This is a genomic window from Cecembia lonarensis LW9 (assembly GCF_000298295.1).
Lineage (GTDB): Bacteria > Bacteroidota > Bacteroidia > Cytophagales > Cyclobacteriaceae > Cecembia > Cecembia lonarensis.
Genome location: NZ_AMGM01000096.1, coordinates 1 through 13,118, shown reverse-complemented (window position 1 = coordinate 13,118; position 13,118 = coordinate 1). Strand labels below are relative to the sequence as shown.

At 41.6% G+C, this 13,118-nt stretch carries 10 protein-coding genes and 2 tRNA genes; 4 read left to right on the top strand and 8 right to left on the bottom strand.

Going from position 1 to position 13,118, the window contains the following annotated elements; translation table 11 throughout:
• The 3 genes from B879_RS18170 to B879_RS18160 all read right to left on the bottom strand — a co-directional run.
• Window positions 1–1,283, bottom strand: a 1,283-nt coding sequence (locus tag B879_RS18170) for a tyrosine-type recombinase/integrase (RefSeq protein ID WP_040401126.1), incomplete at its 3' end; no start/stop codon positions are given.
• Window positions 1,284–1,415: 132 nt separating this feature from the next.
• Window positions 1,416–1,487, bottom strand: a tRNA-Glu gene (locus tag B879_RS18165).
• Window positions 1,488–1,544: 57 nt separating this feature from the next.
• A tRNA-Glu gene (locus B879_RS18160) sits at window positions 1,545–1,616 on the bottom strand.
• A 194-nt stretch (window positions 1,617–1,810) separates the two neighbouring features.
• Between B879_RS18160 and gap the strand changes: the two genes are divergently transcribed.
• Entirely contained in the window at window positions 1,811–2,800 is a 990-nt protein-coding gene (gene gap / locus B879_RS18155) for a type I glyceraldehyde-3-phosphate dehydrogenase (protein WP_009186676.1), read from the top strand.
• Window positions 2,801–2,808: 8 nt separating this feature from the next.
• On the opposite strand, the gene B879_RS18150 is transcribed toward gap, so the two are convergent.
• Genes B879_RS18150 through B879_RS18140 form a run of 3 tightly spaced genes read right to left on the bottom strand, consistent with a single transcriptional unit; the run spans window position 2,809 to window position 5,944 of the window.
• On the bottom strand, window positions 2,809–3,177 hold the full coding sequence (locus B879_RS18150) for a hypothetical protein (RefSeq protein ID WP_009186675.1): 369 nt from the start codon (window positions 3,175–3,177) through the stop codon (window positions 2,809–2,811).
• Between the two features lie 8 nt (window positions 3,178–3,185).
• Window positions 3,186–4,391 carry a BaiN/RdsA family NAD(P)/FAD-dependent oxidoreductase gene (locus B879_RS18145; RefSeq protein WP_009186674.1) on the bottom strand — a complete coding sequence of 402 codons (1,206 nt, stop codon included), beginning with the start codon at window positions 4,389–4,391 and terminating at the stop codon, window positions 3,186–3,188.
• A gap of 14 nt (window positions 4,392–4,405) precedes the next feature.
• Window positions 4,406–5,944 (bottom strand): helicase HerA-like domain-containing protein, encoded by a 1,539-nt coding sequence (locus B879_RS18140; RefSeq protein WP_009186673.1) that lies wholly within the window; start codon window positions 5,942–5,944, stop codon window positions 4,406–4,408.
• Window positions 5,945–6,069: 125 nt separating this feature from the next.
• Between B879_RS18140 and B879_RS18135 the strand changes: the two genes are divergently transcribed.
• Both B879_RS18135 and B879_RS18130 read left to right on the top strand, forming a co-directional pair.
• Window positions 6,070–7,170, top strand: coding sequence for a DUF2891 domain-containing protein (locus B879_RS18135; protein WP_009186672.1), 1,101 nt, complete (start codon window positions 6,070–6,072; stop codon window positions 7,168–7,170).
• Entirely contained in the window at window positions 7,167–8,393 is a 1,227-nt protein-coding gene (locus B879_RS18130) for an Nramp family divalent metal transporter (RefSeq protein ID WP_009186671.1), read from the top strand. Before B879_RS18135 ends, B879_RS18130 begins: the two co-directional genes overlap by 4 nt.
• Here the strand turns inward: B879_RS18130 and B879_RS18125 are convergent.
• Window positions 8,371–9,744 (bottom strand): exonuclease domain-containing protein, encoded by a 1,374-nt coding sequence (locus B879_RS18125; protein WP_009186670.1) that lies wholly within the window; start codon window positions 9,742–9,744, stop codon window positions 8,371–8,373. The genes B879_RS18130 and B879_RS18125 overlap by 23 nt on opposite strands.
• Window positions 9,745–9,925: 181 nt before the next feature.
• Here B879_RS18125 and B879_RS18120 point away from each other — a divergent pair, with 181 nt between their 5' ends.
• The gene (locus B879_RS18120; RefSeq protein WP_009186669.1) at window positions 9,926–11,119 is read left to right on the top strand and encodes a Gfo/Idh/MocA family protein; all 1,194 of its coding nucleotides are present in this window, start codon (window positions 9,926–9,928) and stop codon (window positions 11,117–11,119) included.
• Between the two features lie 259 nt (window positions 11,120–11,378).
• Here the strand turns inward: B879_RS18120 and B879_RS18115 are convergent, their stop codons facing one another.
• A complete protein-coding gene (locus B879_RS18115) occupies window positions 11,379–12,956 on the bottom strand; it encodes an NAD(P)/FAD-dependent oxidoreductase (protein ID WP_009186668.1) in 1,578 nt (525 codons plus the stop codon).
• Between the last annotated feature and the right edge of the window lie 162 nt (window positions 12,957–13,118).

The following is a 13,118-nucleotide window of genomic DNA, read 5'->3' as shown; positions in this document are numbered from 1 at the left end:
CCTTTGCCATTTATTACCCCCATTATTTCAAAGTATGTTTCCAAATTACGAATGTTTGTATAATTTTTATCCCTTACGGATTTATGTGAATGGCCCAGCATTTCATCAATTAGGTAATCAGATATTTTATTTTTCAGGTTGCTTGAAAATGTGTTTCTAGCCACCTCAATTGATAGATTTATATCAAGTTCGGCAATTTCAGCAATTTTTTTCAAGTGTAAATTTATTGTTTTACTTGTGGTTCTTATGCTGGCTGGAATCAAATAATCATCATCATGGATAAAATCCAGCCATTTTAAACAGTCTTTAACCTTATCGTTTAAAGGGATCCAAAATGAATTGTTATTTTTTTGCCTCTTACCTTCCAGTATCATAAATTCAGGATTATTATCCAGGAACTTAATGTTTTCCTTTTTCAGGTGAATTAGTCCATCATCATAATAAAGGCCCGTATTTGATAAAATGATAAAAATCCTTCTGCTCAATTCATACCTTTGATCTTTACCGGTTAATATGAGATTTTCAATTTTTCTGCTTTGCTCTTGTGATAAAACTATTGTTTTTTCAGCCTTACCAGTGGCCTTAATCCCCAAGTCCCTAAAAAGATAATAATCTAAAGGAATTTGAAATTCATTGCAATACATTTTATACACCCTGCCAATTTTGGAAATGTACTTTTCAAGTGAATTTGGGTTAAGGTTTTTGGCCCCTTCTTTCTTTGTGGCCCGGTCTCTTGAAAAATAATTGATATACTGCCTAATGAAATCCTTTGTAATGTCTTTCATCATGGCTTTAGGTGCAAACTCCTGTAAATGGTCCCTGGTAGTATTGTAAACCTTAATCGTATTTGATTTTTTAGAGTGCTTCAGCTCTCTGATAACAATATCAAAATAGTCTTTGATTAAAATATGCTCTGATCTTACGGGGTTCCTTTTGTTTATGCTTTTCCCCAAATGTTTACTTTCATACCACTGCTTAACGTCTCCAGGGGTAATATACCTATCGGACTTTTGGCACTCAATTATAAAGCCTTCAATCTTATATTTCTCTTTTTGAATTTCATCATTATAGTATTCAGCTAAATGGAATGAGTTCTTAACCCATTTGTTTGATGAATTCTTATCATTCCAGTATCTGAAAGGTATGTTATCCAATTGGAGTTTGATAAGTGATTTTGTACCCTTGTAAATTTTTAGATATATGGGGAATGAATCAGACTTTCTGTTTTTCCGGGATCTTAACCCCTGGGGATCTATAACAGCCGAAATCTTGAATCCAAACATGATGAAATTAAGTAGGTCACAAAGTAGGTCAAAAGATACGGGATTATTTAAAATAATGCATATTGTGTATTGTAAAAAATAGCGTTTTTTAAACAAAAAAAGGGCTTTTTAGCCCTTAAGTATTTAGTAGTGTAGTCGATACGGGAATCGAACCCGTGTTTCATCCGTGAAAGGGATGCGTCCTAACCCCTAGACGAATCGACCATGTGATTTTTATGGGCCAAAATAAAACACTGAAAGGTTTTTTTCAGTGTTCTAAAGTAGTCCGTACGGGAATCGAACCCGTGTTTCATCCGTGAAAGGGATGCGTCCTAACCCCTAGACGAACGGACCATTTTTGGTTTGGGGTAAGCCGTTTTTCAAACGGTGATGCAAATATAGAGGGTTAAATCTACATTCCAAAACCTGTCCAAAAAATATTTGGTTCGGCATTCCAAAATACTGAAAATAAGCATGAAAAAATAATAATAGTCTTTCAAGACCAACTTTATTAACTTCGCTCTTCTAAATACAGACTGACCAACTATATGAGAAAAAAACGTGTAGCTGTAAACGGTTGCGGCAGAATCGGCAGGCTTACCATCAAGTTGCTCATGGAAAAAGAAGGCATTGAATTGGTAGCTGTTAACGATCTGACTGACCCCGAAACACTGGCTCATTTGCTCCAATATGATTCCGTGCATGGGAAGTACCCTTACCCGGTAAAGGTGAAGGATGGGGACATCTACATCAAATCACATCAAATTAAGATTTTTGCAGAAAAAGATCCTGCTTTGATCCCATGGGCAGCCCTAGATGTGGATATTGTGTTGGAATCTACCGGAAAATTCACAGATAAGGCAGGTGCCAGTAGGCATTTGTTGGCGGGAGCCAAAAAAGTCATCATTACCGCTCCGGCCAAAGATGAGGACGTTCCTACCATCGTCCTCGGTGTCAATGAACATATTTTAACAGGAGAAGAAAAAATCATCTCCAATGCTTCCTGTACTACCAATTGCCTTGCTCCAATGGTCAAATTATTGGATCAGCGCTTTGGCATAGTGAAAGGATTTGTTTCCACAGTACATTCTTACACGAACGATCAAAACCTGCACGATGCACCCCATAGGGATCTGCGCAGGGCCAGGGCAGCAGCCTATTCCATTATCCCTACTACCACGCATGCAGCAAAAGCCATGGAAATTGTATTGCCCCATTTGAGAGGGAAAATTGAGGCTTCTGCCATGAGGGTACCGGTACCAGATGGCTCGCTCACAGATCTTATTGTTGAATTGGAAAGAGAGACCACCACAGAGGAAATCAATGAGGTATTTTTGGAAAGTTCACAAACCGATTTAAAAGGTATATTGGAATATATGGAAGACCCTATCGTTTCTATAGATATCATAGGTAATCCACATTCCTGTATTTTTGATTCAGGCCTTACATCTGTGAAAGGCAACTTAGTCAAAATTGTGGGTTGGTATGATAATGAGGCGGGTTATGCTAACCGCTTAGTCGATCTGGTAATGAAATAAGGGACAGTTTATTCTTCTGTCCCTTCTATTTTTTTGAATTCCGGTTCTACAAAATCGATGGCTTCCTGGACTGCATCAAGAAATTTTTCAAAGTGCGCTAAAAATTCGGGTCCAAAACCAGTGGTCTCAATGATTTCCTTGCCTTCCAGAAGTATATCATTTAGGGGATTTACCTCGAACATGACAAGGGAGGGTTTTACCTTATGTCGGATTTCCTGAATGGTTTCTTCATCCTCATTGGCTGCCCCTTCTATATAGGTACCCTTCAGCTCTATCAAAGAGTTATAAATAGCAGTAACCAGCTCTGCCTTAAAATCGGCATCGCCTTCTGTCATTTCATCGATTTTATCAAAGTTTAAAGGCGGCGTATTGTGCATGCTCAAAATTATAAAATAGCATTTATACCAGCCAGATATCCAGTACTCCAAGCGGCCTGAAAGTTAAAACCTCCCGTAATCCCATCAATATCCAGCACTTCTCCGGCGAAAAACAAACCTTTATGCAGTTTACTTTCCATTGTTTCAGGATTAACTTCACTCAAATCAACACCTCCGGCGGTAACAAATTCCTCCTTGAACGTTGTCTTTCCTTTTACGCTCACAATATAGCAAAAAAGATTCTGAACCAATTTATGGAATTGTTTTTTTGGTAGATTTTGCCAAAGAAGTTCTTCTGTAATTTCTGATTTTTCACAGAAGTATGCCCACAACCTAGCCGGCAAACTAAACAGCGGATTACTTACTATTTTCTTTTTAGGATGTTGGTTTTTAAAGATATGTAGGTCTCTCACCAACTGCTCCTCCGTCCAGTTCTTGTTCCAACGGATATGGACATTGGTCTGATAATTTTTTTCAAAGAGCCACTTGGCACCAAATGCAGAAAGTTTTAAAACAGCAGGTCCGCTTAAGCCCCAGTGGGTAATCAAAACCGGTCCGGCATAGGCCAACTTGCTGCCTTCCAATCGCACAAAGGCATCTGGGACAGATATGCCCATCAACTCCCGCAAAGGCTCCTGTGGGGTGTTGAAAGTAAACAAAGAAGGTATAGGTGGAACAATCGTATGCCCCATATTTTTGATGAAACCAAAGCCTTCAGCTTTTGGAAACCCTCCCGTACTAATGATCAAGCGGTCAAAAATAAAGGTCTTATCTTTTGTGGTCACCTTGAACTTACCATCAAGGGCTTCTATTTTTTCAACCCCTTGATTCATCAGCATCTGAACATGTGATTTCAAAGCCTGCTGCTGTAGGGCATCAATAATGGATTGTGAACTGTCTGTCACAGGAAACATCCTGCCATCAGCTTCCACCTTTAGGTAAACTCCCCTACTTTCAAACCAATTAATGGTGTCCTGTACAGAAAAATGTCGGAAAACCTTTTTTAGAAATTTCTCCCCTCTTGGATAATTTTTGACCAAATTGGAATTTTCATAAGCAGCATGGGTCACATTACATCTTCCTCCTCCTGAAATTTTCACTTTGGATAAGGTCTTGGATGTTTTTTCCAAAATAATGACTTCCGCACCTTTTAATGCTGCATGAATGCCCGCAAAATAGCCAGCAGCACCGGCCCCAATTACCCCTACTCTCATGATCAATTAAATAGTTAACGTTTTTTCTTCCCGGATATACTACCCATAATTCCTCTGCTGAGTTCCCTGAAAATTGTTCGACCGATTTGTCTCACCATGGTATTTTTGCTCAAATCTTCAAAAATTGTTGTTTCTTTAGGGCGTCTTCCCGGACCTCTACCGGAATAGCTGCTACTGGACTTTTGTCCGGCATTTTCTTCTGCCAGTGTTATTTTTTGATCCAAGATGTGAAAGGCACTCTTCCTATCAATTTTAATATTGTATTTATGCACCAAAGCAGATTGGCTTACTTGTTGGTTAATTTCATCCGGCGAAAGTATGTTCATTCGGGAAACCGGGGCTCTCAATAATGTATGAACAAGTGGCGTGGGTATTCCCTTTTCATTTAATGCTGTAACCAAAGCTTCTCCAATACCCATGGAAGTGAGTGTTTCTGAGGTATTATAAAAAGTAGAAATAGGATAATTTTCCGCAGTTTTTCTGATAGCTGTCCGGTCTTTGGCAGTAAACGCCCTTAGAGCGTGCTGCACTTTTAATCCCAATTGTCCTAAAACTTTTTCGGGAACATCAGTAGGTGTCTGTGTACAAAAAAATACACCCACTCCCTTGGAACGGATCAGTTTGATGATGGCTTCTATCCTATCCAATAAATCCTTTGAAGCATTGGAAAAAACCAAATGGGCCTCATCGATAAACAAACACAGCTTAGGCTTTTCTAAATCTCCTTCTTCTGGAAAGGTTTCATAAATTTCCGATAAAAGCGATAACATAAAAGTGGAAAACAGTTTAGGCCTGTTTTGAATATCAGTCAAGCGTATGATGGAGACCACCCCCTTGCCTTCCACTGTTCGTACAAAATCATTGACTTCGAAGGAGAGTTCTCCAAAAAATTCCTCGGCCCCTTGCTGCTCCAATTCAATTATTTTTCTCATGATTGTATTAACCGTAGCAGGAGAGACTGACCCAAATTCTTTGGTGATCTCTTCTTTTCCCTCGTTGATAACAAATTGAAGGACCTTTTTGAGATCTCTCAGGTCAAGCAATGGCAAATGATGGGTATCGCAATACCGAAAAACTAATGCGATCACCCCTCTTTGGGTTTCATTAAGTTCTAGAATTTGGGATATTAAAACCGGTCCAAACTCAGAAACAGTTGCTTTAAGTTTAACACCCTTTTCTTGACTGATAGTCATCAATTCTACCGGAAGTCCTGTAGGCTGATATTCCACGCCAATCAGGTTGCTCCTTTTTTCTATGACAGCATTCATGCTGCCCGCTTTTGCCATTCCTGAAAGATCACCTTTGAGGTCCATCAGGACTGAAGGAACGCCCTGTAATGATAACTGCTCTGCAATGACCTGTAAAGTCTTGGTTTTCCCTGTACCTGTTGCCCCTGCAATCAAGCCATGCCTATTCATGGTTTTTAAAGGAATTCTTACCTGCGTATGCTGTATTGGCTCTTGATCTAATATGCCTGTTCCTAGGATGATGTCATCACCTTTAAATCTGTAGCCATTTTCAATATGGGACCTAAAATCTTCCAGCCTTGACATGACAAAATGGATTTGGTTTTTTATCTTTTATACAAAATAATAAAACAATTCCATACCTCTTCATCAATTATTCCTTTTCAATCCAAAATTTTTGGTTTATTTCAGCCAGTAGAAAACCTCCAATCATGAAGCATCAATTGTTAACATGGATATTGCTGGCCAATGTCCTTTTTTCCTGCCAACGGGAATTGCCAACCCAATTACCTATGGAAGCTATCAAAGGCATTGCCCTTACAATCGAGGAAGCCAATCGTTTGGCTACCATGCCCCTCCATTGTCTACAAGTGGAATACCCGAATAAATTGAATCAGACCTTGGAAAGTGAAGCTTTCCTGAAAGGCCCAAAAGCCCTCCATCCTGCATTTTACGGATGCTTTGACTGGCATTCAAGTGTTCATGGGCATTGGATGTTGGTGGCCTTGTTGAGGCAGTTTCCGGAATTGGACCAAAAAGATTTGATACAAACCAAGCTTCTGGAAAACATCAGCAAAGAAAATATAACTGGGGAAGTAGCTTATTTCCATATGCCTCAAAACAGCAGCTTTGAAAGGACTTATGGGTGGGCCTGGGTTCTGAAATTGGCGGAGGAATTACATTTATGGGAGGCCCCTATTGCTAGGGAACTGGAAGAAAACCTACAACCCTTGACTGATTTGATGGTGGAGAAATACCTGGAATTTTTGCCCAAGTTGATTTATCCTATCCGTGTAGGTGAGCATACCAATATTGCCTTTGGGCTTTCATTGGCCTATGACTATGCACAAACGGTGGGTCATGATCCATTAAAAACCATGATTAAAAACAGGGCCATGGATTGGTTTATGGATGATGAGGGCTGTCCTTTGACTTGGGAACCCAGTGGCTTTGATTTCTTGTCTCCCTGCTTTCAGGAGCTGGATGTGATGAGGAAAATACTCAGTCCTAATGAATTTAAGACTTGGTTGAGCCGGTTTATGCCAGATTTGGCGGATAATGATTTTGAATTAGAGCCTGGCAAGGTGAGTGACCGGACTGATGGGAAACTGGTTCACCTGGATGGACTGAATTTTAGCAGGGCCTGGGTTTTGTATGGCTTGATCAAAGCCTTTCCCGTGGAATATGGACATTTGATTGATATCGCCAATGACCATGTGACTTATTCCCTTCCCTCCATTGTAGATGACAATTATGAAGGTACCCATTGGCTGGGTTCATTTGCCATCTATGCCCTGCAACAGGCACCATGAAAAGTGAATGGAAAAAATACCTTGGTCCAGGCCCACTGGTTGCGGCGGCCTTTATCGGTCCTGGTACGGTGACCGTCTGTACCCTGGCCGGCGTGCAGTTTGGCTATGAATTGCTTTGGGCTTTGGCTTTATCTGTCATTACCACTATTGTACTGCAGGAAATGGCTGCCAGGATTGGCTTGGTCAGTCAGAGGGGATTGGCCGCCAATATTTCCAGTACCATAAAAAAAGTGGTATGGCGGTATTTTTCTATTGGCTTGGTCCTATTGGCGATTGTCATAGGAAATGCCGCTTACGAGGCCGGAAATATCGGAGGCGGTGCCTTAGGGGCAGCCATGTGGATAGATTTTCCGCCCATTTCACTGGGCAAACTCGAACTCCAACCTTTAAATTTTTTGATTGGGCTCTTGGCTTTGCTCCTTTTATTCAGTGGCAGTTATGCTGTCATCACCAAGGTTTTGACTGCTTTGGTGATCTTCATGAGCCTGGCATTTATCAGCAGTGCATTGATGGTTCAACCATCTTGGAGACTTTTATTTGAAGGTTTTGTTCCCTCTGTACGTTCAGAGACCATTATCACCACGGTAGCCCTGATTGGGACTACAGTAGTTCCCTATAACCTGTTCTTACATTCAGGCTTGGTGGCCAAAAGGTGGCAAGATGTATCCGATTTAAGATATGTCAGGACAGATACCATCATTTCAGTAGTATTGGGAGGGCTGGTTTCCATGGCCATTGTCATCACTGCCCATGCAGGGGCTGCGTATGAGGTTCAGTCTGCCGCTGATTTGGCCAAAGGCTTAGAACCTTTATTGGGAGGAATATGGGCCAAATATTTTATTTCTTTTGGACTTTTTGCTGCTGGAATAACTTCTGCCATCACTGCCCCCTTGGCTGGTGCCCTGGTGATTTCTGGCTGTTTTGCTTGGTCTACGGACATCAAAAGTTGGCCCATGCGGGGAAGTATTCTCCTGATCTTAGGTTTGGGTTTGGTCTTTGCTTCTTTGGGAATCAAGCCGGTTCAATTGATCACCATGGCGCAATTGGCGAATGGTATCTTACTCCCCCTATTGTCCGCTTATGTGATTTGGTTGGCCAACCAGAAAGGTCTAATGGGGAATTATGTTAATTCTTCAAAATTGAACCTTATCAGTATGCTGATTTGGCTGATTACCCTGGCTTTGGGACTGCTGAGTATCCTCAAGGTTTTCCAATGGGTATGATGTTCCGCATATGGATTTTTGTAACAAAGGCCCGCAAAATGTATTTGGTTTCAGGAATGTGTTTCACCGCCCGTAGACTTGCTACAATGGCTTCATTATTTCCCAGGAACTCCTCTTGGGAAATAAACCCATAGGAAGTAAAAATGCCATTCTCAAAATACAGGGCACAATTCTCATCCGTTGACCGGCCTTTATCCCGAATCAGCACGGCTCCTTTATCGGCATGGATGGAGGCCAAAAACTCCTTGGCCCTTCTGTTATAGGCTAAGGTTTCTTCCTTATCGCAACAGGCTCCATGACATTTCCCTAGCTGATGGTCATAACAGGCTTCGGGACTTTTTTGAATTCCGGTCAATTTAGGGCAAAGTTCAAAAGTTGTGGTTTTATCCATCATAAATTTCCATGCTTCTGAGTGGGAGTCAAATTCCATGATGCTCTGGATATTTTGATTGTTTTTGCTTACCTGAAAGCGAATAAAGCCCTTGCTGTCTTCATATTGAAAAAGTGCCCATTGGCTGCTTCGGTATTTTAATGCCCTGTTGTATTTGGGCCAAAGCCTTTTGATTTCCAAAGCTTCCAATAAATAAGCCAGAAATTCCGAACCGGTCAGTTCCCAGCTCACATCATGGATTTCCGATTTAAGCGCCAGCTTTTCCTGTGAATTCCCTGAGAAATGGCTTTTAAACCTTGATTTGATATTTACCGCCTTTCCCACATAAATGACCTGTCCATGCCTGTCATGAAAAAAATAAATGCCAGTGGTTTCAGGTAGGGATTGGAATTTTTCCTGACTGATATGGGGAGGTAAAAACTGTTCCCCTTTCCCTTTTTTAAGGCTTTGATAAATGATATCCGATTGATGCTGGTAGATTTTTTGGAAGAGAATGGCTGTCGCTTCAGCATCTCCAAAAGCCCTATGCCTGTGGCTGATTTCTATGGCCAATTGCTCACATATTCTTCCTAATCCATAAGAGCCCAAACCTGGAAAGGCTTTTCTGCTTAGCCTTACCGTACAAAGCTTGGGAAGGTTCAGTTCTTTTCCTATACCTTTAAAGGCTTCCCGGATAAAGGCATAATCAAAATTGACATTGTGAGCCACAAAAGTTCTACCCTCCAATAGGTTCCAGAGATCCTCTGCTATTTCTTCAAATTTCGGGGCATTTTCCACCATTTCCTGGCTGATACCCGTAAGCCCGGTAATAAAATTTGGGATAAACCGTTCTGGGTTAACCAAGGTATGGAAGCGGTCAATGATGTTGTTGCCATCGAATACCAAAGCTGCTATTTCGGTAATTCCCCCCTGAGAAGGATTGCCGCCTGTTGTTTCAATATCGATGATGACAAACTCCATGCTTCTTTGGCAATTATAGGAAATTTACAGCTTCTCGTATGGGGAAATAACACTTTCTGTCAGCAATTGTCTTACAATAATCAACCAATTATCACATTAGCTTACAGATCATTGATTTCCTTGGTGTTTAAAGCCAAAAGTTTTTTATATTCCAAAGTTAAAACCTAATAACCTATTTGCTTTGAAAAGAAGAGATTTTGTTAAGTTAAGTGCCCTTTTATCTGCTTCCGCAGTGCTCCCTCTGTCTGCTGTTGTTCCCAATGACAAAGTGTATTCCATCGGAATTTTAGGATATGGTGATCGGGGTTCGGGACTGCACCATGTACTCAACAGTATGCCCGGCAAATTTATAGTCAGAGGTATTTGTGACGACCTGCCCGAACGATTGGATAAAGCCAAAAGGAATTTTCCAACCGGTATCCAATTTCATAGGGATTATAGATCTCTATTGGATCAGAAGGACTTGGATGTGATCTTGGTCGCTACACCGCTTTATCTGCATTTTGATCATGCCAAAGCAGTTTTGGAGGCAGGTAAACACCTCTTTTTGGAGAAAACCATGGTCTTCAATACAGCGCAGGCCATTGAATTGAATAAGATCAAAAGTAAATATCCCAATAAAGTGATCCAGATTGGTCACCAGTACCGTTATTCTCCGCTATATTTTAAAGTGAAGGAAATGATCAAAGACGGTTGGTTGGGTAAAGTTACCCAAGTCAGTGCCAGGTGGGACAGGAATAATAATTGGAGAAGACCTGTTCCCAGTCCGGAATTGGAAAGAAAGATCAACTGGAGGATGTACAGGGAATACTCAGGTGGTTTGGTAGCTGAATTGCTCTCCCACCAAATGGATTTTATCCATTGGGCCTTTGATACCCGACCTACTTCTATTTATGGGGTCGGGGGCATAGATCATTTCAAAGATGGCAGGGAGACTTTCGATAATGTTCAGGTTACTTTACGCTATGAACAGGAAGGCATGATTGGAAATTTTGGTGCCACCTGCGCCAATCAATACGAAGATTATTCCTTTAAAATCAAGGGGAGTAAGGGAACAGTTTCACTATTGATGAATGAGGGGATTTTTTACCCTGAACCTGAAAACAGAAAAGAATTGGAGCAGGTCGATGGGGTTTCGGGTGCTACCAGATTAACTTGGTCTGAGGATAAAAAAGGCGTAAAAATCTTAGACCAACCTACCAGAGATGGTTCCTTTTATGCTTTGGAAGATTACTATCGTTGTTTGCAGGAAAGGGAATTGCCCCACTCCAATGTTATCAATGGAGGCAAAACAGCCATTGCTGTGGCTTTGGCCAATGAATCCTTGTATACTGGTAAAAAGATGGATTGGCTTCCAGCCTTTGATTTAGGATAGTCAGATGGTATAAAATTCAAAAACCGGATCCATGGATCCGGTTTTTTAGTGTTCAGTTCAAATAATGATAGTGTTTGGTCAATGAGTTAAAATCGTTGCTTATTCTTCATCTCACTCCCCAAATATCTGTAGAAAATGAACGCAAGTAAATACCCCTTTTGTAGTATTTTTTGGTCTTTTTTCTAAAAAAACCATTTGAAATCCAACTTCACCACTCATTTTTCATTCATCACTCTTCATTCTACATTTTTTTTCCAAATTACCTTACATATTCCGCAATCAATTTCTCCGCACACCTTTCCCCGTCCATGGCCGCTGAAACAATGCCCCCGGCATATCCTGCACCTTCCCCACATGGGTATAATCGTTTTATGATAGGATGTTCAAAGTTTTCTCTGTCCCTTGGAATTCGGACAGGTGAGGAAGTTCGGCTTTCCACACCAATGATCTGCGCCTCATTGGTCAGGTAACCTTTCATCTTTTTTCCAAAAGCCGCAAAGCCTTGTTTTAACCTTTCCGCAATGAAATCTGGCAGCACTTCATACATATCCACGGATTTTAACCCAGGTTGATAAGAAGTATCCAAAAGCGAATTACTGACCTTTTTATTGACAAAATCCACCATCCGCTGGGCGGGTGCTGTTTGGGTTTCTCCTCCAAATTTCCATGCCCTTTGCTCTACTTCTGCCTGGAACATCATGGCTGCCAATGGCCCATATTTCTGGTATTGGGGTAGATCTTCCAGTTCAACAGCTGCGACCATTCCTGAATTGGCATATTTGCTATCCCGCCTGCTGGGACTCATGCCGTTGACCACTATTTCTCCAGGAGAAGTGGCTGCCGGAACAATAAATCCTCCTGGGCACATGCAAAATGAAAAGACACCCCGCTGTTTACCCTGAAAGTAGGTTTGTTGTACCAAAGCATAGGAAGAAGCCGGCAAATAAGGTCCCCTGTCCACCTCGCAATGGTATTGAATCCGGTCAATCAGGTTTTGGCTGTGTTCAATCCTTACGCCCAAGGCAAATGGTTTGGCCTCAATAAGGATGTTTTTATGCTTGAGCAGGTGAAATATATCCCTTGCTGAATGTCCGGTAGCCAGAATGACGCCAATGCCTTTGATTTTTTCTCCATCTTGGGTGACTATTCCCTTCATCTCATTTCCTTCCAAAATGAAATCCACCACTTTGGTTTCAAAAAGGACCTCCCCTCCTGCCTGCAGGATGCTTTCCCTTAGTTCGGCAACCAATTTGGGGAGCTTGTTGGTGCCAATATGTGGATGCGCATCCACCAGGATTTCTTCCGTAGCCCCATGGGCCACTAAAATTTCCATAATCCTACGGATATCGCCTCTTTTTTTGGATCGGGTATACAATTTTCCATCCGAGTAGGTACCTGCCCCGCCCTCGCCAAAACAATAATTGGATTCAGGATTGACAATATGGTCTTTGTTGATGGCTGCTAAGTCCCTTCTTCTTGCCCGTACATCTTTGCCCCTTTCTATCAGGATAGGCTTGATGCCTAATTCAATGGCCCTAAGTGCGGCAAACAAACCGGCTGGACCTGCTCCGACGATAATGAGTTGCTCTTTATTGGAAACGTTCTGATAAGCTTTTGGCGTCTGTAATAAAGGAGTTGGCACCTCATTGACAAAAACTTCTGCGGTGACATTGACCCGTACCTGCCTGCCCCGGGCATCGATGGACCTTCTGGTCTGACGGGCGATGGCCTGTGCATTATCAGTGGATAAACCGGCTTTTTTCAGCGCTACTTGCTGAAACAAAATTTCATCATAAGCCTCTTCCGGGCTCAGTTGTAATTGCAGTTCTTTTTTCATTGGGTAAGGTATTTATCCTTAAAGTTTTGTTGTACCAAGTACCAAGTACAATGTACCAAGTGGATGCGAGAAGCTAGAGATTAGGTGCTAGACGTTAGACATAAGACGCAAGACACAAGACACAAGACATAAGATTTCGGAAGTGGGAAGGAGGATTTCGGT

Bases quoted from the DNA above. Each gene is read 5' to 3' on its own strand.
- B879_RS18150 (WP_009186675.1), bottom strand. From the start codon at position 3,177: ATGCACAATACGCCGCCTTTAAACTTTGATAAAATCGATGAAATGACA.
- B879_RS18130 (WP_009186671.1), top strand. From the start codon at position 7,167: ATGAAAAGTGAATGGAAAAAATACCTTGGTCCAGGCCCACTGGTTGCG.
- B879_RS18145 (WP_009186674.1), bottom strand. From the start codon at position 4,391: ATGAGAGTAGGGGTAATTGGGGCCGGTGCTGCTGGCTATTTTGCGGGC.
- B879_RS18135 (WP_009186672.1), top strand. From the start codon at position 6,070: ATGAAGCATCAATTGTTAACATGGATATTGCTGGCCAATGTCCTTTTT.
- B879_RS18115 (WP_009186668.1), bottom strand. From the start codon at position 12,956: ATGAAAAAAGAACTGCAATTACAACTGAGCCCGGAAGAGGCTTATGAT.
- gap (WP_009186676.1), top strand. From the start codon at position 1,811: ATGAGAAAAAAACGTGTAGCTGTAAACGGTTGCGGCAGAATCGGCAGG.
- B879_RS18140 (WP_009186673.1), bottom strand. From the start codon at position 5,944: ATGTCAAGGCTGGAAGATTTTAGGTCCCATATTGAAAATGGCTACAGA.
- B879_RS18125 (WP_009186670.1), bottom strand. From the start codon at position 9,744: ATGGAGTTTGTCATCATCGATATTGAAACAACAGGCGGCAATCCTTCT.